This is a genomic window from Mycolicibacterium parafortuitum (genome assembly GCF_002086815.1).
Taxonomy (GTDB): Bacteria; Actinomycetota; Actinomycetes; order Mycobacteriales; family Mycobacteriaceae; genus Mycobacterium; species Mycobacterium parafortuitum.
On sequence record NZ_MVID01000029.1, the window covers coordinates 1 to 21,139 of the forward strand.

At 69.0% G+C, this 21,139-nt stretch carries 16 protein-coding genes; 6 read left to right on the forward strand and 10 right to left on the reverse strand.

Annotation, left to right across the window (positions count from 1 at the left end; genetic code table 11):
• Positions 1-51: 51 nt before the first annotated feature.
• On the reverse strand, positions 52-3,273 hold the full coding sequence (locus BST38_RS24025; protein WP_083146002.1) for a cadherin-like domain-containing protein: 3,222 nt from the start codon (positions 3,271-3,273) through the stop codon (positions 52-54).
• A gap of 494 nt (positions 3,274-3,767) precedes the next feature.
• On the opposite strand from BST38_RS24025, the gene BST38_RS24030 reads away from it, so the two are divergent.
• Complete coding sequence (locus BST38_RS24030) at positions 3,768-6,551, forward strand: helix-turn-helix transcriptional regulator (protein ID WP_133057261.1); 2,784 nt, start codon at positions 3,768-3,770, stop codon at positions 6,549-6,551.
• A 28-nt stretch (positions 6,552-6,579) separates the two neighbouring features.
• Positions 6,580-6,951, forward strand: a complete 372-nt coding sequence (locus tag BST38_RS24035; protein ID WP_181792055.1) for a hypothetical protein — start codon at positions 6,580-6,582, stop codon at positions 6,949-6,951.
• On the opposite strand, the gene BST38_RS24040 is transcribed toward BST38_RS24035, so the two are convergent.
• Together BST38_RS24040 and glnA are read right to left on the reverse strand one after the other, a co-directional pair.
• Positions 6,874-7,323: a DoxX family protein gene (locus BST38_RS24040; RefSeq protein ID WP_083146004.1), complete on the reverse strand. Its 450-nt coding sequence runs from the start codon at positions 7,321-7,323 to the stop codon at positions 6,874-6,876. The two genes, BST38_RS24035 and BST38_RS24040, sit on opposite strands and share 78 nt — an antisense overlap.
• 60 nt (positions 7,324-7,383) lie before the next feature.
• Positions 7,384-8,820: a type I glutamate--ammonia ligase gene (glnA, locus tag BST38_RS24045; protein WP_083146005.1), complete on the reverse strand. Its 1,437-nt coding sequence runs from the start codon at positions 8,818-8,820 to the stop codon at positions 7,384-7,386.
• A 143-nt stretch (positions 8,821-8,963) separates the two neighbouring features.
• Here glnA and BST38_RS24050 point away from each other — a divergent pair, with 143 nt between their 5' ends.
• Positions 8,964-9,431: an RDD family protein gene (locus BST38_RS24050; RefSeq protein ID WP_083146006.1), complete on the forward strand. Its 468-nt coding sequence runs from the start codon at positions 8,964-8,966 to the stop codon at positions 9,429-9,431.
• A gap of 28 nt (positions 9,432-9,459) precedes the next feature.
• Here BST38_RS24050 and BST38_RS24055 read toward each other — a convergent pair whose 3' ends face one another.
• From BST38_RS24055 to sucB, 6 genes are read right to left on the reverse strand one after another with little or no spacing between them, the layout of a single operon-like run.
• Positions 9,460-11,259: an amidohydrolase gene (locus BST38_RS24055; protein WP_083146007.1), complete on the reverse strand. Its 1,800-nt coding sequence runs from the start codon at positions 11,257-11,259 to the stop codon at positions 9,460-9,462.
• Positions 11,260-11,266: 7 nt separating this feature from the next.
• Positions 11,267-12,019, reverse strand: a complete 753-nt coding sequence (locus BST38_RS24060) for a DUF4191 domain-containing protein (RefSeq protein ID WP_083146008.1) — start codon at positions 12,017-12,019, stop codon at positions 11,267-11,269.
• Complete coding sequence (gene lipA, locus BST38_RS24065; RefSeq protein ID WP_083146009.1) at positions 12,003-12,956, reverse strand: lipoyl synthase; 954 nt, start codon at positions 12,954-12,956, stop codon at positions 12,003-12,005. The genes BST38_RS24060 and lipA overlap by 17 nt, the downstream gene beginning before the upstream one ends.
• The gene (gene lipB, locus BST38_RS24070; RefSeq protein WP_083146010.1) at positions 12,953-13,651 is read right to left on the reverse strand and encodes a lipoyl(octanoyl) transferase LipB; all 699 of its coding nucleotides are present in this window, start codon (positions 13,649-13,651) and stop codon (positions 12,953-12,955) included. Before lipB ends, lipA begins: the two co-directional genes overlap by 4 nt.
• Before the next feature lie 10 nt (positions 13,652-13,661).
• On the reverse strand, positions 13,662-14,573 hold the full coding sequence (locus tag BST38_RS24075) for a TIGR01777 family oxidoreductase (RefSeq protein ID WP_083146074.1): 912 nt from the start codon (positions 14,571-14,573) through the stop codon (positions 13,662-13,664).
• 12 nt (positions 14,574-14,585) lie between these two features.
• Complete coding sequence (gene sucB / locus BST38_RS24080; protein ID WP_083146011.1) at positions 14,586-16,370, reverse strand: 2-oxoglutarate dehydrogenase, E2 component, dihydrolipoamide succinyltransferase; 1,785 nt, start codon at positions 16,368-16,370, stop codon at positions 14,586-14,588.
• Positions 16,371-16,542: 172 nt separating this feature from the next.
• Between sucB and BST38_RS24085 the strand changes: the two genes are divergently transcribed.
• Both BST38_RS24085 and BST38_RS24090 read left to right on the forward strand, forming a co-directional pair.
• Entirely contained in the window at positions 16,543-16,896 is a 354-nt protein-coding gene (locus BST38_RS24085; RefSeq protein ID WP_083146075.1) for an oxidoreductase, read from the forward strand.
• 21 nt (positions 16,897-16,917) lie between these two features.
• Positions 16,918-18,465, forward strand: a complete 1,548-nt coding sequence (locus BST38_RS24090) for an SDR family oxidoreductase (RefSeq protein WP_083146012.1) — start codon at positions 16,918-16,920, stop codon at positions 18,463-18,465.
• Here the strand turns inward: BST38_RS24090 and BST38_RS24095 are convergent, their stop codons facing one another.
• Complete coding sequence (locus tag BST38_RS24095) at positions 18,466-19,986, reverse strand: leucyl aminopeptidase (RefSeq protein ID WP_083146013.1); 1,521 nt, start codon at positions 19,984-19,986, stop codon at positions 18,466-18,468. It abuts the gene before it with no gap.
• A 37-nt stretch (positions 19,987-20,023) separates the two neighbouring features.
• On the opposite strand from BST38_RS24095, the gene gcvT reads away from it, so the two are divergent.
• On the forward strand, positions 20,024-21,121 hold the full coding sequence (gcvT, locus tag BST38_RS24100; RefSeq protein WP_110781918.1) for a glycine cleavage system aminomethyltransferase GcvT: 1,098 nt from the start codon (positions 20,024-20,026) through the stop codon (positions 21,119-21,121).
• The last annotated feature ends 18 nt before the right edge of the window (positions 21,122-21,139 follow it).

Genomic DNA, 21,139 nt, shown 5'->3' on the forward strand with positions numbered 1-21,139 from the left:
GACATGCCCTAAGTCTCAGCCGCAACATCCGAAACATTTGTCAGACACGCCCTAGACGATCCGGCCCGCTATCTGGCCCGCCCACGGCAGGATCGACACCCGCACCGTGATGGTCAGCGTCTCCTGGTACTGGTCGAGCACCGTGACCACGAAGGCGTCCGCCTTGTCCTCATCGGTGGCGTCCGGCGCCGCGGCGCGCTGGCGTGCGGCGTCGGTCGGCGTATAGACGAACTGGCCGTCGCGCTCGACGACCACGGTTCCGCCCTTGGTGGTCGGCCCCGACCCGAGGAAGTAGATCTCGTCGCGTTCGGGGTCGGTCGCCGACGCGGTGCCGGTGACCTTCCCGTTGACCGGATTCGGTTCTGCGACGGTGTAATCGCCGTTGGTCGGGCCCTGATTGACGTGGCCGGTCGGGGCGATGTCGACGCGGACAGTGACCGAGGTGGTGCCGCCGTGGCCGTCATCGACGGTCACCCGGAACCGGTCGGTCTTGGTCCAGGACGGCGCGAACGGGTTGGCCGCGGCCCGGCGTGCCGCGTCGGTGGGCACGTAGACGAACGACCCGTCCTCGCCGACGGTGACGACGCCCTTGCCGGTGGACGATGTGACCCGGTAGGTGAAGGTGTCGCCGTCGGCGTCGACCGCGGTGATGGTTCCCCGGGTGAGCCCGGTGTTCGGGTTGGTGTAGACCCCGGCCGCCGACCCGCCCGTGGGCGCGGCGTTCGCGGGCCTGATCCGCACGGTGACCGCGACAGTGGTGACTCCGCCATGCCCGTCGTCGACGACGATGTCGAAGGTGTCTTTCTTGTCCGCGGCGGTGGCGCCCTTGGCCGCGGCGGCGTGCCGGGCGGCCTGGTCGGGCGTGTAGGTGAATCGTCCACGCGAATCGATCACGATGACACCGTTTTTCGCGGTCGACGATGCCGTGTAGGTCAGGCCGTCCTTGTCCCCGTCGCGGGCGATGACTCTGCCGGACACGGTGGGGCTGAACCACGACGCGTTGGTGATGACGCGCGCCTTCGGCGCGGCGTTGCCGGGCTTGACCTTCACCGTGACGGTGAGGGTGGTCAGTCCGCCGTGGCCGTCGCTGATCGTGACGTCGAAGGTGTCCTGCTTGTCGGCCGCGGTCGCGCCTGCCTTGGCCGCGGCATGCCGCGCGGCCGCGGTGGGCACGTAGGTGAACTTGCCGTCGGCGCCGATCGTCACCGACCCGCCCTTGGCCGTCGGTGACGCGACGTAGGTCAGCGTGTCCTTGTCGGCATCCTTGGCGGTGATGGTGCCGAACACCTTGGCGCTCAACCACGACACGCTCGACCGCACGGTCGCGGTCGGGGCGGCGTTGGCCGGGGCGATCTGAACGGTGATCGGCACCGACACCACGCCACGCCTGCCGTCGGTGAAGGTGATCGTGAAGGTGTCCTGCTTGAGTTCGGCGGAGGCACCGACTGCCGCCGCCGCGTGCCGGGCCGCCGGGGTGGCCTTGTAGGTGAACACGAACTGACCGCCGGTGCCGCGGGTGACCGTGACCGTGCCCCGGTCCGGCGTGCTGACCTCGTAGGTCAACGAGTTGCCCTCGGGGTCGGTCACGATCACCGAGCCCGTCACGTCACCAGAAGCGTTGGGCGCGTTGACGACCGGGGTCTGGGCCACCGGGGCGGCGTTGGGGGCGACCAGAGCGATGACGTGCAGCCGGTTGCCCCCGAACTCGGTCCAGTAGAGCTGGGTGCCGTCGGGGCTGACACTGATCAGCGGCGGGCCGTCGACCTCGTACGGGTTCGCGATGACCGATTTCACCTCGGTCTTGGTCGCGATGTCGAACACCGACAGCTTGCCGTCGTCGCTGCGGGCGACGAACAGCGTGGTGCCGTCCGGGCTCACCGCGATGTCGAACGGGTCGCCCGCGCTGACGGTGATGCTGTCGACCAGTCGGCGCGAGGTGGCGTCGAAGATCTTGACCGACCCGGCGAGGTCGGCGACGAACACCCGCGACCCGTCGGCGCTGAACGTGATGCCGGCCGAGCCGGTGGAGACGCTGTCGATGACCGTGGCCACCAGCGCCGTGGACGTGAACTGCGTGATCACACCGGTGGTGCTGCTGAGGGTGTAGACGGTGGAACCGTCGGGGCTGACGGCGATCTCGGAGACGCCCTCGGAGACGCCGTAGACCTTGCCGACCACGGAGTTGGTCAGGGTGCTGATCTTCGACACCGTGCCGTCGTCACTGTTGACGACGTAGACCCGGGTTCCGTTGGCGTTCACCGCGATCGCGGTCGGGGCCTTACCGACCCGGATGGTCCTGATCACGGTGTCGGTGGCGGTGTCGAGAACCGAGACGGTGCCCGCGGCGCTGTTGGAGATGTAGAGGCGGCCGCCGTCGGGGGCCACCGCGAGGGATGTCGGTGCGGTGCGCAACGAGATGGTCCGCACGACGGTGCCGGTGAGGGTGTCGATCACGGTGATCGACTTTCCGGCGTTGTGGGCGAGGTAGGCGCGGGTGTCGGTGGTGGCCAGCGCGGTCGGAGGCTCGCCGAGCAGGATCTCGCCGAGCCGGAGGATGGCGTCGGTTTGCGCGCCGGTGAGCTGGGCCGAGGTGGTGGCTTGCGTGGTGGCCGAGTAGGTGGTGACCGGGTCGACGTGTCGGCGGAGGGCGGCGGCCGCGACCAGCCACAGCGGTGACTCGGCGGGCGTGTTCGGGGTGCTGGGGGGTGCGAGGAGCGAGGACAGGATGCTGGAGAGGGTGACCGCCTTGGGTGCCGGCGCCGGGGCCTCGACCGGTTCGGGGGCCGGGAGGTCGACGACCGCGTCGGCCGGCGGCGCCGGGGTGTCCTCGGGAGCCTCGGTGGGCGCGGCCTGCGCCGGGGCGGGGGTGACGACGGAGTCGGTGGCGTCGGACGTGGCGGCGGTGTCTGTATCGACGTCGGTGTCCACGTCTGTTTCGACGTCGGCGTCAAGTGCGTCGTCGTCGTTCGCGCGGGTGTGCTTGCCGCGCTTGGGATCCTCGTCGGCGGCTGCGGCCCGGTCGTTCTTGTCGGCGGCCGCGTCGTCTGCGTCGTCACTGGCGTCGCGGTCCGGGGTGTCGGTCTTGGTGTCCGTATCGGCGGACTCGCGCGCGGGACGCTGCGGTTTGGCGGGTGAGCGCTCCGACGTCGCCGAACTCGATGCGGCTCCGGTGTCGTCCGCCGCGGCGATCGCGGGTGAGGCGCCGAGCCCGATCCCCACCCCCAGAGCGAACGCGAGCGCGCCGATACGACCGATGCATGCCGAATGCCTCACGGCATTCCTCCCCCCGAAGAAATACTTTCGCTGTCAATGAGTGACGCGATCGTACGGGGTCAGGGCGGTTTGCTGGGGGATGTTCAGGAATATTTGCGTTTGCGTCGGACGTACTCAGGCGCTGGCGAGGCCGCGGTTCCAGGGATGGTCACCGCTGGTCGCCAATCGAAGTTTGCCATCCTTGTGTTTTCAAGTAGATCACGCCGGCCGGAAAGGCTTCGCTCTGGCTCGCTGAAGGACGGATGCGAGATCGCTGTGAGGCCTGTGGTCGCCGGGTCGTAGTGTCGAAGGTCGGTCGACAGTCGTTGCAGCTAAATGACATTGGCTTCATCGGTACCGGCTTCGGGATGGTGCAGCCTTGAGCTGTGGAAGTGCCGGCGCTTGCGACTCCTCGCCGCGAGCTGAGGTCTCCGAGCCGAATCCAGCAGATTTGCCGAAAGCCGCGCTCTTGCGGGAAACTGGCAAGCATCATCGGTGCGATACCAGGGGGAGTCGTGAACCGACAGATGGCGGGTGCGGTCGCCCGTGGCCCGGAATCACGGGCGTTAGACGACTTTCTGCTGCGCGCGACGACCACCCCCGCCGGTCTGGTGGTCGGCGGCGAAGCCGGCATCGGCAAGACGACATTCGTGCTCGATGCCCGCGAGCGTGCCGCCGCGCAGGGCTTCCACGTGCTGATGACGCGCGGTAGCCCCAGCGAGGTCACGCTGTCGTTCGCCGGTCTGGCCGATCTGCTGTCGCAAGTCGCCGGCGAGATCATCGACCGGCTCGCGCCGGTTCAGCGCGACGCGCTCAACCGAATCCTGCTGCGCGGCGCCGATGTGCCGTCACCCGACGAACGCGCCGCCGCCGCCGGACTGCTGTCGGTCCTCGGTCACCTGTCCACCGAGGCGCCGGTGCTCATCGTCGTCGACGACGTCCAATGGCTGGACAGTGCCAGCGCGGCCGCGGTGCGGTTCGCCGTGCGGCGGGTCTGGGGCCCGCTCGGCGTCCTGGTCACCTTCCGCACCGGCGACCCGGGCGCCCGCGACGCTGCCCAATGGTTCGAAATGGCCACTCCCGACGCGGTCGCCCGCATCACGATGACGCCGCTGTCGCTCGGCGGCGTGCATGCCCTGATCGCGTCCCGGCTGGGGCAGGTGCTGCCCCGGCCGACGATGCACAGGATCTACGAGATCTCCGGCGGAAACCCGCTCTACGCGCTGGAGCTCGCCCGCGCCGCAGCCGACGGGCTCCCGCTCGACCGGCAACTGCCCGACAGCCTCGCCGCGTTGGTGCGGCACCACGTCAAGGACGTCTCCCCGGATGCGGCCGAACTGCTGCTGGCGGCGGCATGCACCCCGGCGCCCACGGTCGACATCGTCGCCCGCGCCGCCGGGCTGTCACCCCGTGAGGTCATCGACCTGTTGGAGAGCGGTGACGCCGCCCGCGCGGTGGTCGTCAGCGGCCAGCGAATCCGGTTCGCGCACCCGCTGATCGCCACCGGCTGCTACACCGAGGCCGACCCGGCCCGGCGCCGCGAGATGCACCGCCGGCTCGCCGAGGTCGTCGACGCCCCAGAATTGAAGGCGCGACACCTGGCCTGCGCGGCCACCAGCGGGGACGCCGCGACGCTCACCGAACTCGACACCGCGTCGGCGATCACCCGCAGCCAGGGAGCGCCCGCCGCTGCGGCCGAATTGCTGGAGCTCGCAATCGCTCTCGGCGGTGACACCCCGATCCGGCGTCTCATCGCGGCGCGCTACCACTTCGAGGCAGGGTCACTCGCCGCGGCCCGGCAGCACCTCAAGGAACTCGGCGAGGAGTTACCCGCCGGGATCATCCGCGGCTCGGCGAGGATGTTGCAGGGCGCGATCGACGGCTACGACGGAAGTTTCACCGTCGCCGTGGACGGGCTCCTCGCCGGCGTCGACGAGGTGGGGGAGGTGGCGGATCTGCGGCTGCAGGGGCTGCTGTTGCTGGCGCCCGGCCTGGGGATCACCGGGCGGGCCCGTGAGGCACTCGATTGCGCCCGCGCCGCCCTTGTGTGCGCCGAGAGCATCGACGACCACACCGCCAGAAGTCAGGCGATGTCGATGTGGGTGCTGCTGTCCTTCATGTACGGCCGCGGGTTGGATCGAAGCACGCTGGACGAGGCATTACGTCTGCAATCGCGCACCGACGTCATGCACGTCAACATGCGCGCCGACGCGGTGTGCGCGCTCGTCGACGTGTGGTCCGGCGACATCGCCAGCGGCCGAAGACGTTTGGCGGCGATCAAGGCCGAGTGTGTGGAACACGGCAGTGAACTCGACGCGATCTGGGTCGACCAGCACGCGACCATGGCGGCGATCTGGTCTGCCGACTTCGAGGCCGCGCAGCGCATCACGACGGAGATGGTGCACAGGGCAGACCAGATGGGCGGCCACCACGCGCGTCTTTTCGCGTTGACGTCGACGGCGTTCGTCGCCGCGTACACCGGCGACGTCGACACGGCTCGCGGGGCTGCTACGTCAGCGCTCGAGTTGGCCGAGCGAACCGGCGCGGTCGACCTGCAGGTGGGTCCTCGGACATGTCTGGCCTTCCTGGACGTATCGCGGGCGGACCATCAGCGCGCATTGCAGATTCTGCGTCCGTTGGTCGACACGTTCGATCCAGCGCTCGGCACCGAGATTCCACGGTGCGGGTGGATTCCTGAAGCGATCGAGGCGTTGACCGCCACCGGAAATGTCGACGGCGCCGAAGTCCTGGTCAAGGCGCTGCAGGACAACGGAATTCGCCATAATCGGGCCTGGATGCTGGCGATGGCAGCCCGTGGCAGCGCGCTGTGCCTGGCCGCGCGCGGCGACCTGGAAGGCGCCGAGGCCGCCGCTGAACTCGCTCTGACACACCACGATCACCTGACCATGCCGTTCGAGCGGGCGCGAACGCAACTGCTGCTCGGCCAACTGCAGCGGCGGCGGCGTCGACGCCAGCTGGCGTCGGCCACATTGTCAGACGCCGAGAGACGATTCCGGGAGCTGGGTGCCGCGCTGTGGGCCACGCGCGCCAAGTCCGAACGCGCCCGCCACCCGGGTCCCGAAGCCGACGATCTGGGGTTGACCCCTGTCGAGGCGAGGATCGCGAGGATGGCGGCGGCCGGATACTCGAACAAGGAGATCGCCGCGCAGGTCTTCCTGTCGATCAAGACGATCGAGATGAACCTCAGCAGCGTCTACCGCAAGCTCGGGATTCGTTCACGCACGCAACTGCATTCGCGCCTGGACATCGACAAGTCCAGGGAAATCCCTGATTCGTGACGCCGCCGCCGCGGCTAACGTCATACCGGTGGTCAGCACGGACCCGCTGCATCGTTGTTTCCTCGCCGAGTGGTACCAGCCGGATCTGTCGGCGTGTGGGCTCGACGGGATGACAGCGCTACTCGACGACGCTGCCACCCGCCTGACGAAGGACGGCCCCCCGGTACAGCTTCTGGCCGCGATCGCCTCGCTGCGCGACGAGATCCTGTACGGACTGTTCGTCGCCGAATCGGCGCAGGCCGTCAGTGACACCTGCCAGGGCGCCGGCCGACCGGCCGACCGGATCACAGGCGGGGTGCAGGCCCGGGTGGGGGACTGGACGTCAGGTACGCCCGACGACCCTCCCGCGCTGCCGCACGGCATCGACCGACCAGACGCCGGCGCCCATCGCGGTCAGTAGCAGGAACCCGAAGCAGAACAGCACGGCACCTTCGCCGCCGTTCTCGAGCGGGAAGAACGATTTGGGGAAGTGCTGCCAGAAGTACGCGACCGCCATGTGGCCGCAGGCGATGAACGCGGCGATGCGGGTGAACAGCCCGACGGTGATCAGGATCCCGAGAACGAGCTCGATGATTCCCGCCCACCAGTACGGCCAGGTGCCCACCGGCACCGCGGGGCCGTCGAAAACTCCGGGGGCGGTCTGCATTCCGGTCGGCCACGCCAAGATCTTCTGCGCTCCGTGGAGCGTGAACAGCAGGCCGAACACGATTCGGAAGATGCTCAGCACCGGGGACGAATAACTTGCCAGCCGCGCATCGAGGTTCGAAGTCATGGGCCCGAGGTTAACGAAAAAGCCGGACGCCCGAAGGCGCCCGGCTTTTCCGGAACTGGTTTAAACGTCGTAGTAGAGCGAGAACTCGTACGGGTGAGGACGGATCTGGATCGGCATGATCTCGTTCTCACGCTTGTACGAGATCCAGGTCTCGATCAGGTCGGTGGTGAACACCCCGCCCTCGGTGAGGTACTCGTGGTCCTCTTCGAGCTTGTCGATCACGGCGGCGAGCGAAGTCGGCGCCTGCGGGATGTTCGCGGCCTCCTCGGGCGGCAGCTCGTAGAGGTCCTTGTCGACCGGGGCCAGCGGCTCGATCTTCTTCTTGATGCCGTCGATGCCGGCCATCAGCATCGCCGCGAACGCCAGGTACGGGTTGCCCGAGCTGTCCGGGCAACGGAACTCGAGGCGCTTGGCCTTCGGGTTGTTGCCGGTGATCGGGATTCGCACACAGGCCGACCGGTTGCGCTGGCTGTACACCAGGTTGATCGGCGCCTCGTAACCCGGGACCAGACGCTTGTAGGAGTTCACCGTCGGGTTGGTGAACGCCAGCAGCGACGGGGCGTGGTGCAGGATGCCGCCGATGTAGTGGCGGGCCATGTCCGACAGGCCGGCGTAGCCCGACTCGTCGTGGAACAGCGGCTTGCCGTCCTTCCACAGCGACTGGTGGGCATGCATGCCCGAGCCGTTGTCGCCGAACAGCGGCTTCGGCATGAAGGTGACGGTCTTGCCGTTCTGCCACGCCGTGTTCTTGATGATGTACTTGAACAGCAGCACATCGTCGGCCGCGTGCAGCAGCGTGTTGAACTTGTAGTTGATCTCGGCCTGGCCGGCGGTACCCACCTCGTGGTGACCGCGCTCCAGCACGAACCCGGCGTTCTGCAGGTTGGTGGCCATCTCGTCGCGCAGGTCCACATAGTGGTCGTACGGCGCGACGGGGAAGTAGCCGCCCTTGGGGCGCACCTTGTAGCCGCGGTTGGCGCTGCCGTCTGCCTCGAACGGCTCACCGGTGTTCCACCAGCCCGACTCGGAGTCGACCTCGTAGAAGGTGCCGTTGATCTTCGAGTCGAAGGTCACCGAGTCGAAGATGTAGAACTCGGCCTCGGCGCCGAAGAAGCAGGTGTCGGCGATGCCGGTGCTGGCCAGGTAATTCTCCGCCTTGCGCGCGACGTTACGCGGATCACGGGAGTACGCCTCGCGCGTGAACGGGTCGTGCACGAAGAAGTTCATGTTCAGCGTCTTGGCGGCCCGGAACGGATCGATGCGCGCAGTCGCGGGATCCGGCAGCAGCATCATGTCGGACTCGTGGATGGACTGGAAGCCGCGCACCGACGAACCGTCGAATGCAAGTCCGTCCTCGAACACGCTCTCGTCGAACGCCGCTGCCGGGATCGAGAAGTGCTGGACGACGCCGGGCAGATCGCAGAACCGAATGTCGACGTACTCGACGTTCTCGTCCTTGATCAGCTTGATGATGTCGTCGGCGGTCTGTTCTGCCACTGATTGATCTCCTTTGACTTGGTAGCCCGCCGGTGACGGTATGGACACGATGTTGCACGGCAGTCAACCGCATGTTGCGTAGAAGTTACGCATCCCGTCGGTGGCTGTGAACGACACTATCGCCGAGCACCTATCCTTGCTCTATGGCCCGTTCCATTGGCTCCTGGCTGTCGGGACCATCACAATCCAACGATCCCGACCAACGGTCCGCATATCCCGGCGCTCGTCTCGGTCTGCCCGAGAACGGACCCGGCTCCATCGCCCGGTTCGGCCGCCGCGTCGCCGCGCTGTGCCTGGACTGGCTGATCTGTTACGGCCTGGCCGCTCTGGCGATGACGCTCGGGTTGTTCAGTCTCGGCGCCCTGTCGACCGCGGTGCTGATCACCTGGTTGGCCCTCGGCGTCGTGTCCGTGCGGCTGTACGGCTTCACGCCGGGCCAGTTCGCGCTGGGCCTGAAGGTGGTTTCGGTGGACAACCGCGCGCACGTCGGCCTCGGTCGCGCGCTGGCGCGCGGCCTGCTGATCACCCTGGTGATCCCGGCCTTGTTCACCGATTCCGACCAGCGCGGCCTACACGACCTGGCGACCAAGACCGCCGTCGTCAGGCGATGAGCGCTCGCGCGAAGAGCAGACGGTAGCGCTAAGCCCGGTGCCGGACCCGGCCGTTCATCATCGTCAGCGTGACCTTCGCGGCGTGGATGTCGTGCGGAGCGATCTCGAAGATATTGCGGTCCAGCACGATCAGATCGGCGAGCTTGCCGGCCTCCACTGAACCGACCTTGTCCTCGAGCCGGAGCTGATAGGCCGCGCCGAGGGTGTTGGCGTGCACGGCCTGTTCGACCGTCAACGCCTGATCCGCGGGTGCCAGCACCTCGGCAGCCGGATCGCCGACCAGTCGGCGGGTCACCCCGATCTGGATCGAGTCGAGCGGTCTGTACGTCGAGAAGTAGCCCGCCGCGGGCCAGTCGGTACCGAGTGAGATCCGCCCGCCGGACCGGATCACGTCCTGCACCCGGTACAGGTTGTCCTTGCGCGGCGCGCCGTAGCGCGCCGCGAGGTTCAGCACGGTGTCCGGATCGGCGGAGAACCAGTTCGCCGAAAACTCCGCGATGACGCCGAGCTCGCCGAAACGGGCGCTGTCGGGGTCCTCGACGTAGACAAGGTGCGCGACCGTGTGCCTGCGGTCGCGCGGGGGATTGGCCCCGATGGCCGCCTCGATCGCATCCAGCGCCGTCCTGGTCGTGCGTTCCCCGCACGCGTGCACGTGCACGTCGAAGCCGGCCGCGTCCACGGCGCCGATCAGCCCGCGCCACTGGTCCTCGGTGAACGGCGAACCGCCGGTGCTGTCCGGCTTGTCGGCGTACGGCTCCAGCAGCCACGCCGTGTAGCCCTCCTGGGTGCCGTCGCCGACGATCTTCACGCACCCGACGGTGACCAGATCGGAGGAGATCTGCTCGCGCAGCGCCGTCAGCTGCGCGACCGCGTCGTCGACCGGCGGCGATTTCACGCTGTAGGACGCGACCACCCGGAACGGCAGCGCGTCACGGCTCTCCACGTCGGTGTAGAGCGCCAGCAGCGCGCCCTGATCCCCGCCGACCGGCGGCACGCCCGCATCGAACACCGACGTGATCCCGGCCTCCGAGGCCAGCGGCAGCCACTGCTCGAACAGCGTGCCCATCGACTCCGTCGAAATCGGCTCGATCGCGTTCACCAGCGACAGCACCGCGTCGACCTCGAGGACGTAGCCGGTCGGATCGCCGTTCTCGTCGCGCACGTAGTAGCTGAACCCGGGGATCGGGTCCTGCGTCTCGCGGGTGACCCCGGCCAGTTCGAGCGCCTTGCTGTTGGCCCACATGCTGTGGCCGTCGATCGCGAAGAAGAAGCCCGGCCGGTCGGGCAGCACCTTGTCCAGATCGGCCCTCGTCGGTCCCTCGGGGCCGAACATGTCGACGCGCCAACCGAATCCGCGTACCGGCCCGTCCGGGTGTTCCTTCGCGTAGGCCGCGATCGCGGCCAGGGCGTCCTGACCGGTGGGCACCTGCAGATCCACGCCGGTGGACAGGAAGGCGCCGAGGAACGGGTGGATGTGGCCTTCGACGAAGCCGGGCATCAGCAGCCGGCCACCGAGGTCGACGACCTCGGTGTCGGGGCCGGCGAACGCCAGCGCGCCGCCGTCGTCGCCGACATAGGTGATGGTGGCGCCGGTGACGGCTACGGCCTGCGCCCACGGCGCGTCGTCACGAACCGTGTAGACCCGGCCGTTGTGGAAGACGAAGTCGGCGGGCGCGGCTTCAGCGGGCGCGCCGCCGGGATCGGTCGAGCATGCGGCCGCGGTGGTCGCGGCGATCGCCAGCACCGCGGCCGTGCGCAGCACCGTCCGGCGGCTGGTCTTCGTTCCGAACGCCGCGAAGTGCGGCGCCCACTCGCACGCCGTGCACACGCCGCGGTCAGCGACGCCGCACGGTGCGCTGCACGCCCCGCATCTTGGCCTGCGCGGGCAGCGGTCCCTTCGGCATCGCCGCCGGGCCCACCTTGGAGCCCAGCGCGACCAGCTTCGACTCGATCGCGTCCATCTGCTTGACGGTGATGTTGGCGGGCAGCTTGTTCAGGTGCCGCTCCAGTTTGGCCAGCGGGACCTCGCCCTCACCGTTGCCGATCACGATGTCGTAGATCGGGGTGTCTCCGATGAGCCGGGCGGTGCGCTTCTTCTCCTGCGCCAGGAGCGGCTTGACGCGGTTGGCCGAGCCCTCGGCGACGAAGATCACACCGGGGCGGCCGATCACGCGGTGCACCGCGTCGAAGTGTCCGGTGGCCGCGACGCCGGGGGTCACCCGCCACTTACCGCGCAGGTTGTCCAGCGCCCACGCCGCCGCACCGGTCTGCCCCTCGGCCTTCTTGTACACCGACTTCTGCGCGCGGCGGCCGAAGATGATGAACGCGACCAGCGCGCCCAGCAGCACACCGAGCGGGATGAACAGGTACCCGGTGAAACCGCCCGCGAGCACGCCACCGACCACCGACAGCGCCACGATCAGCACGAACGCGCCGATCATGTACGGCAGAAGGCGTTTGTCCTCTTTGCGCTGGATCTGGAACGCCTGCCACAGCTGACTGCGGCGCTGCTTGGAAGCCGCCTTGCGGGCCGCTTTGGCCGCGGCTTTGGCTTCCTTGTCTTGCGCCGGTTTACGCGATTTCGCCATTGGACAAGGATACGGCCGACCGCTTGGCCACCGTCTGGGCATACAGTTTGCCCGCCCGATACGACGAGCGGACCAGCGGACCTGCGAGAACACCCGAGAATCCGATCTCGGTGGCGTAGCGCTCGTGCTCGACGAACTCGTCGGGGTGCACCCAGCGTTCCACGGGGTGATGGCGCGCCGACGGGCGCAGGTACTGGGTGATCGTGACGATGTCGCAGCCCGCGTCGTGCAGGTCGTGCAGCGCGGTGCGCACCTCCTCCGGCGTCTCGCCCATGCCGAGGATCAGGTTGCTCTTGGTCACCAGACCGTACTCGCGGGCCTCGGCCAGCACCGACAGGCTGCGCTCGTAGCGGAACGCCGGACGGATCCGCTTGAAGATCCGGGGCACCGTTTCGACGTTGTGCGCCAACACTTCCGGTCGGGTCTCGAACACCGTCTCCAGCTGGGTGGGATCGGCGTTGAAATCCGGGATCAGCAGCTCGACGCCGGTGTTCGGGTTCAGCGCCTTGATCTGGCGGACCGTCTCGGCGTAGAGCCACGCGCCGCCGTCGGGCAGATCGTCGCGGGCCACGCCCGTCACCGTCGAATAGCGCAGCCCCATCGCCTGCACACTCTCGGCGACCCGGCGCGGCTCGTCGCGATCCAGGTCGGCGGGCTTACCGGTGTCGATCTGGCAGAAGTCGCAGCGGCGGGTGCACTGCTCACCGCCGATCAGGAACGTCGCCTCGCGGTCTTCCCAGCACTCGAAGATGTTCGGGCAGCCGGCTTCCTCGCAGACGGTGTGCAGACCTTCACGCCGCACCAGGCCCTTGAGCTCTTTGTATTCCGGCCCCATCTTCGCCCGCGTCTTGATCCACGGGGGCTTGCGCTCGATCGGCGTCTCGGCATTGCGGACTTCGAGACGCAGCAGCTTGCGGCCATCAGGGGCGATCGTCACTGTGCTGATCCTACGCTCGCCGACGATTCGACACCGACCACGATGCGGCCGTCCAGCGCATCCAGAACGGCTTCGGCGACCCGGTCGACGACGTCGGCCACCCCGACCGGGCGGCCGAGTTCGGCGGTCAGGGATGTCACCCCGGCGTCGCGGATTCCGCACGGCACGATCGATCCGAACGCCCCGAGGTCGCAGTCACAGTTGATCGCGAAACCGTGCAACGTCGTCGCGCGCGCCACCCGGATGCCGATCGCGGCGATCTTGCGCGCCGGGCGCAGGCCGTCGCCGGCGACCCACACCCCGGAGCGGCCCTCCACCCGACCGGTCTCGACACCGAACGACGCACACACCGTGATCAACGACTCTTCAAGGCGCCGAACGAAATTCACCACGTCGAGCGGTTCGGCGAGACCGATGATCGGATAGCCGACGAGCTGGCCGGGACCGTGCCAGGTGATCTTGCCGCCGCGGTCGGTGTCGATGACGGGGGTGCCGTCCACCGGCCGTTCCTCGGGCAGAGTCCGCCGGCCCGCGGTGTACACCGGCGGGTGCTCGAGCAGCAACAGGGTGTCCGGGCCACCGGCGACGCGGCGGTCGGCGGTCTCGCGCTGCAGATCCCACGCCGCCTGGTAATCCAGCACACCGAGGTGCCGCACCTGCACCGGCGTGGAATCCGACCGGATCGATGACGCCATGCCCTCGACGCTACTCACCGTGGGCCGCGGTGGCGAACGCCAGCGCCTCGCCGATCGTGTGGTGGTGGAACTGGAAACCGGCCCGCTCCAGTGCCGCCGGGATCGCCCGCTGTCCGCCCAGCACACCCTCGTCGGCGAACTCGCCCAGAATGGTGCGCAGCGCGAACCCGGGAACCACCAGCGGAGTCGGCCGGTTCAGCGAACGCCCCAGCGCCGCGGTGAATTCGGCGTTCGTGACCGGCGCCGGCCCGGTCACGTTGACCGGGCCCGACAGGTCGTCGTGCGAGATCGCGAACAGCAGCGCGCGCACCTGATCCTCCAGGCTGATCCACGACAGGTACTGGCGCCCGTTGCCGAGTCGGGCGCCCAGGCCCAGCGAGAACAGCGGCCGCAGCCGGCTCAACATCCCGCCCGACGGCGCCATCACCAGACCTGTACGCGCCAACACCACCCGCGCCCCGGCGTCGGAGGCCGCCGTCGTCGCGGCCTCCCAGTCGATGGCCAGTCTCGCCAGGAAGTTGTGTCCCGGCCGGGCGGTCTCGTCCACGGGAGCGGACCCGGTGTCACCGTAGAAGCCGACCGCGCTGGCGTTGATCAACACCGGGACACCGGCCTCGGCGACCGCGTTGGCCAGCACCTCCGTCGGGCCGATGCGGCTGTCGCGCAGGCTCTGTTTGAACGCGCCCGACCACCGCTTCTGCCCGACGTTGACGCCGCACAGGTTCACCACGGCGTCCACCCCGTCCAGGGCGGCCGCGTCGAACTCGCCGGTGTCCGGATTCCAGAACACCTCGTCGGAGTTCGACGGCGCCCGCCGCACGATCCGGATCACCCGGCGATCGGTAGCGCGCAGCGCGTACACCAGCGCGGTGCCGATCAGCCCGGATGATCCGGCGATCGCGACGACCGAATCCGACGGCATCGACACTGCGGTCTACAGCCCCAGGTCGGCCTCGAACGCCCCTTCTTCGAGACGCCGCTTGATCGTGGTGACGAACCGGCCCGCGTCGGCGCCGTCGATGAGGCGGTGGTCGTAGGTCAGCGGCAGGTAGGACACCGACCGCACACCGATCGACTCGTTGCCGAACTCGTCGACGATCACCCGCGGCCGCTTCACGATCGCACCGGTGCCCAGCATCGCCGCCTGCGGCGGCACCAGGATCGGGGTGTCGAACAGCGCGCCCTGGCTGCCGATGTTGGTGATCGTGAACGTGCCGCCGGAGAGCTCGTCGGGCTTGAGGTTGCCCGACCGGGCGCGTGCGGCGATGTCGGAGATCGCCCGGGCCAGCCCGCCCAGCGACAGGTCACCGGCGTTGTGGATCACCGGCGACAGCAGGCCCTGATCGGTGTCGACCGCGATGCCGAGGTGCTCGGCGTCGTAGTAGGTGATCTCCTTGGACTCTTCGTTGTAGCTGGCGTTGACGTTCGGGTGCAGCTTGAGCGCGTCGATGACCGCCCTGGCGATGAACGGCAGGTAGGTCAGGTTGACGCCTTCGCGCTCGGCGAACTGCGCCTTCGCCTTGGCGCGCAAAGCCACGATCTTGGTCATGTCGACCTCGTGCACCTGGGTCAGCTGCGCCGTGGTCTGCAGTGATTCGCGGGTCTTCTTCGCCGTGATCTGGCGAATCCGGTTGGCCTTCTGCGTCGTTCCGCGCAGATGGGCCAATGCACCCTCCGGGGCCGGCGCCGGGGCGGCCTTGGCCGGAGCCTCGGCGGCCGGTTGGGCCTTCGGGGCGTCCTTCGGCGCCTTGGCGGCTTCGGCGGCGGCCAGCACGTCCTGCTTGCGGATCCGTCCGCCGACACCGGTGCCCTTGACCGACGCCAGATCGACGTTGTTCTCCGCGGCCAGCTTGCGGACCAGGGGAGTGACGTACGGGCTATCGCCCGAGGACTCGGCCGCCTTGGGTTCCGGCTTCGGTTCCGGCTTGGCCTCGGACTCCTCCGACGGACGGGCCGCCGGCTTGGTCTGCTTCGGCTCGGGCTCGGGCTCCGGCTCCGGTTCGGGCTCGGGCTCGGGTTCCGGTTCGGGCTCGGGTTCCGGTTCGGGCTCGGAGGATTCTGCGGCGTCGGCGTCACCGATCTTGGCGAGCTCGCCACCGACCTCGACGGTGTCGTCCTCCTCGGCGGTGATGGACAGCAGCGTGCCCGCGACCGGGGACGGGATCTCCGTGTCGACCTTGTCGGTGGAGACCTCGACGAGCGGCTCGTCCACCTCGATGCTGTCGCCGACCTTCTTCAACCAACGGGTGACGGTGCCCTCGGTGACCGACTCGCCGAGCTCCGGCATCAGCACCGGCGTCGCCGAACCCGACGACCCCGATCCGCCGGAGGACTTCTTCGGCGCCGGTTCTGGCTCGGACTCGTCTTCGGGCTCTTCAGCCTCCGGCTCATCAGCCTCAGCCTCAGCCTCCGGCTCCGGCTCGTCTTCGGACTCTTCGGCCTCGGGCTCGTCGGCCTCGTCGTCACCGCCATCGCTGTCGTCGGCGTCGCCGATCACGGCGAGCTCTCCACCGACCTCGACGGTGTCGTCCTCCTGGGCGACGATCTTCTTCAGCACGCCTGAGGCGGGGGACGGGATCTCCGTGTCGACCTTGTCGGTCGACACTTCCAGCAGTGGCTCGTCCTCCTCGACGGTGTCTCCCTCTTGCTTCAGCCAGCGGGTGACTGTCCCCTCGGTCACGCTCTCGCCGAGTGCGGGCATCTGGACGGAGATTGCCATAGTCTCGTGGCTCCCTTGCACGGTCAGTCGAGGATCTGATGTGTCGTGTCCCATCCTGTCACGTCGGCTGAGACGTTTCGCCGCGGACGGCCGTACTGAGTCATCTCGCACGTCCTCTGGCACTATCGAAATGGCGGCACGGCAAGGGGGTCCCCGGAAGGAGCAAGCCCAGGTGGGACTGTTCGACAGGCTTCGCGGCCGGCGGTCCAGAGGCGCGACGACAGCCCGCGACCCCGAGGCCGATCTTCGTTATCTGGCCCAGTGGGTCGCCGACCATCACGGGGTGGAGGCGTTCGTCGAGCCCAAGACGACGGTCACGGACCTGACCGTCGTGCTCGTCGCCGCCGACGGCGAATGGACCCGACGCCGAGCCGGCGGCGACTCCGGTGCGCGCCGGTTGTCGGAACGGCTGCAGATCCCGGTCTACGACGTCCAGAAGGTCGGCTATCCGCAGCGGATGCGCGACTTCGACGCCCGCAGGCGTATCGAGCGTAAGCGCGCCGCCCGTGAGGAACTCGACCGCTAACCGCTTGGGTACTGTCCGCTCGTGAGCACGCAGCGGATCTTCGAAGAAGGCGACCCGGCAGGCCCGACCGTCGTCCTGGTGCAGGGACAGCCGGACACCTCCCGGGTGTGGGACGCGGTGGTGCCGCTGCTCGCCGACCGGTTCCACCTGGTGCGGTACGACAGCGAGCGCGGCAGCCGCTACGCCGACGACTTCGCCGCCGTCCTCGACACCGTCACCGACGGCGCGCCCGTCCACGTCCTCGCCCACGGCTGGGGGTCGGCCGGCGTCTGGCAGTACCTCACCCGACCCGGCGCGGGGGAGCGCATCGCGTCGCTGACCTCGGTCGCCGGGCCGAGCCCCGAACACGTCTCCGGTTACCTGCGCAGCGCGCTGACCCAGCCGCTGCACCCGCGCCGCTTCGCCGGCGGCCTCGGCCAGCTCGCCCGGCTGGCGGTCACCGCACCCCGCACGGTCACCGACAAGACCGCGCGGACCAACCTGCGCGGCGCCGGAACATCCCGGCCGGTCGACGTCCCCGTCCAGCTGATCGTCGCGACCGCGGACCCGTACGTGAGCGCTGGGGTCTACGACGACATGGCCGCGTCGGCGACACGGGTGTGGCGCCGTGACGTCAAGGCGGGCCGCGACCTCCCGACATCGCATCCGGCGGTGCTGGCGCGGGCGCTGACCCAGCTCGTCGACCACCTCGACGGCGCCCCGGCCGCGCGTGAACTGAGGCGCGCCGAGGTGGGCAGGTCCCGAAAGACGTTCGGCGACACGCTCGTCGCGATCACCGGCGCGGGCAGCGGAATCGGCCGGGCCACCGCGCTCGCGTTCGCCCGCGACGGCGCCGACGTCGTCCTGGCCGACGTCGACGCCGCCGGGCTGGAGGAAACCGCCCGGCTGGTGTCCGCGACGGGCTCGCAGGCATACCACTACACCGTGGACGTCGCCGACGCCGCGACCGTGGAAGCCTTCGCCGAGCAGGTCTGTGCCGAACACGGCGTGCCCGACATCGTCGTCAACAACGCGGGCGTGGGCCATGCGGGCTTCTTCCTCGACACCCCCGCCGAGGAATTCGACCGGGTGATCGACATCAACTTCGGCGGCGTCGTCAACGGGTGCCGGTCGTTCGGCAGGCGCCTCGCCGACCGCGGCACCGGCGGGCACATCGTCAACGTCGCGTCGATGGCGTCCTACACGCCGGTCAACGTGATGAACGCGTACTGCACATCCAAGGCCGCGGTGTTCATGTTCTCGGATTGCCTTCGCGCAGAACTAGATTCGCACGGCATCAACCTGACCACGATCTGCCCCGGGGTGATCGGCACCAACATCGTCGAAACCACCCGGTTCTCGCTGCCCGAATCACGCAGCGCGGACCTCGAGACCATCCGGCGTCGCGCGCGCCGCGGATTCGCGGTGCGGCGGGTCGGGCCGGAGGCGGTCGCCGACGCGATCGTCGCCGCGGTGAAGAGCAACAAGCCGGTGCGGCCGGTGACCGCCGAGGCCTACCTCGTGTACGGCATCTCGCATGCCTTCCCGCAGGCGATGCGCAGCGGCGCTCGCGGCGGCAACATCATGTGATCAGCCGTTGACCGATATATCCTCCAGCACCGCGAACATCGTCCGCGTCGGCACCCCGGTGCCGCCCTTGGGGGTGTAACCCCACGGCCCGCCCGAGTTGTACGCCGGCGCCGCGACGTCGATGTGCGCCCACTCGACCCCGTCGGCGACGAACTCCCGCAGGTAGGTGCCCGCGACCAGCATGCCCGCATAGCGGGACCCGCTGACGTTGGCCAGGTCGGCGACCGTGGACTTCAGGTCGTCCTTCAATTCCTCGGGCAGCGGCATCGCCCACGCGTTCTCGCCGACCGACTGCGAGATCCCGGCGACCCGGTCGCGGAACTCGTCGCTGCCCATCACCCCCGGGGTGCGCGCACCCAGCGCGACGGTCTGCGCGCCGGTCAACGTCGAGGTCTCGATCAGGTAGTCGGGATCGTCCTCGCACGCCCGCACGATCGCGTCGGCCAGGATCAGCCGGCCCTCGGCGTCGGTGTTGAGCACCTCGACCGTGGTGCCGCCGTACTGGGTCAGCACGTCGCCGGGGCGCTGCGCGGTCGCCGACGGCATGTTCTCGGCCATCGGCACGTAGGCCACGACGTCGATCGGCAGATTCCGGCGCGCGGCGAGCAGCACAGTCGCGATGACCGCGGCCGCCCCGCCCATGTCGGAGGTCATGTGGTGCATGTTCGCGGCCGGCTTGATCGAGATGCCGCCGGTGTCGAACGTGATGCCCTTGCCGACCAGCGCGACCTTCTTGGCCTTGCGCCCGCCGCCGCGGTGCTCCAACCGGACCAGCCGTGGTGGGCGCGACGAGCCCTTGCCGACGCCGACGATCCCGCCGAAGCCGGCCTTGGCCAGTGCCTTCTCGTCCAACACCTGCACCGACAGCCCAGCTGCTTCGCCCAAAGCCTTTGCGCGCTTGGCGAATTCGTCCGGGAACAGGTGGCTCGGCGGGGTGTTGACGAAATCCCGGGCGGTCGCGACGGCGACGGCGACCGCCTCGGCGTGCGCCGCCGAATCCTTGGTCGCCGCCTTCGTATCAGCCGTCAGCGCGGTGACCTTGCGGATTCCGGTGTCCTTGGGTGCGGTCTTGCCGCTGCGGAACTCGGTGAACCGGTAGGCGCCGAGCAGCAGGCCCTCGATCGTGGCCTCCAGATCGATCGCCGACAGCGTCGTGAAGACGTTCTCGACACCGTTGATCGACCGCGCGGCGACCCCGGCCGCACGGCGGATCGTCTCGGCCGGCCACTCGTCGCGGGCCTTGCCCAGCCCGACGGCCAGCACACTGCTCACCGGCAGTGCGGGCACCACGATGCGGGTCACCTGCTCACCGCCGCCCTTGGCGCCCAACGCTTCGAGGGCGACCTCGATCTCACCGACCGCCTCGGCGTCGAGGAACGGGTTGGCCACCACGGTGGCGCGTCCGTCGTCGTCTCCGGAACTCACCACCGGCACGATCAGGACCGACGAGGCGACCTTGCGCCTGGGCAGCGCGGTGGCGACCGTGACGACAGGGGATTGGTAACCGGCTGAAGTGCTCACGGACAATCACCCTACTGGGCTACTAGTGTGGTTCGCCGTGAGCGACAACCTGCTGGCCGGCCCCCTGGAGAACCGTCACCGCGAGCTCGGCGCGAGCTTCGCCGAGTTCGGGGGGTGGCTGATGCCGGTGTCCTACGCGGGCACGGTCGCCGAGCACACCGCAACCCGCACCACCGTCGGCCTCTTCGACGTCAGCCACCTCGGAAAAGCACTGGTGAAAGGCCCCGGTGCGGCCGAGTACGTCAACTCCGCGTTCACCAACGACCTGCGCCGCATCGGACCCGGCAAGGCGCAGTACACGCTGTGCTGCACCGAGTCGGGCGGAGTTATCGACGACCTGATCGCCTACTACGTCTCCGACGACGAGATCTTCCTGGTGCCCAACGCCGCCAACACCGCCGCCGTGGTCGCCGCGCTTCAGGAACGCGCCCCGGCGGGGCTGACCATCACCGACGAGCACCGTTCCCGCGCCGTCCTGGCAGTGCAGGGACCCAAGTCGACCGACGTGCTCGCCGCGCTCGGGCTGCCGACCGACATGGACTACATGGGCTACACCGATGCGCAGTTCAACGGCGTCGACGTCCGCGTGTGCCGCACCGGCTACACCGGTGAGCACGGCTACGAACTCCTGCCGACGTGGGACGAGGCGGCCATCGTGTTCGACGCGCTCGTCGACGCGGTGAAGGCCGCCGGCGGCGAACTGGCCGGGCTCGGTGCCCGCGACACGCTGCGCACCGAGATGGGCTATCCGTTGCACGGCCATGAACTCTCGCTGGACATCTCGCCACTGCAGGCCCGCTGCGGATGGGCGGTGGGATGGAAGAAGGACGCGTTCTGGGGCCGCGACGCGCTGCTCGCCGAGAAGGAGGCCGGGCCGCGGCGCACGCTGCGCGGCCTGCGCGCCGTCGGGCGCGGAGTGCTGCGCCCCGAGTTGACCGTGCTCTCCGGCGACACCGCGGTCGGTGTCACCACCTCCGGAACCTTCTCTCCCACTTTGAAAGTCGGCATCGCGCTGGCGCTGATCGACACCGAGGCCGGCGTCGCCGACGGCGACCGCGTCGCCGTCGACGTGCGTGGCAGGCAGGTCGAGTGCGAAGTGGTCAAACCGCCGTTCGTCGACACCCGCACGCGCTGACGACTGCGGGGGTGTGCG